The 234-nt window shown below is 67.5% G+C and carries 1 protein-coding gene; it reads right to left on the bottom strand.

Going from position 1 to position 234, the window contains the following annotated elements; genetic code table 11:
- Positions 1-234: glycoside hydrolase family 68 protein (locus tag SB751_RS35440; protein WP_410749667.1), on the bottom strand; the 234-nt coding region annotated here is incomplete at both ends.

Consider the following 234-nt stretch of genomic DNA (forward strand, 5'->3'; position numbering starts at 1 on the left):
GACTGGAATTCGCGCGGATTCTGATTCGGGTCCTGCGCATACGGGGCGCCGGCCGGTGCGGAGAAGTCGGTCGGGTTGCCGAGCACGAGGCCGCTGCCGCCGTTCAGCGGCTGGAAGTCGCTGCGGATGCCGTTGCCGACGAAGCCGTAGACGCCGTCGGGGCCGTCGACGCCCGCGGCCATCGTGGTGCGGTGGCTGATCGTGAACAGGTAGTACTTGCCGTCCTTCAGATAG

Origin of the sequence: Cupriavidus sp. SIMBA_020, assembly GCF_046535395.1 — a bacterium.
GTDB lineage: Bacteria > Pseudomonadota > Gammaproteobacteria > Burkholderiales > Burkholderiaceae > Cupriavidus > Cupriavidus campinensis.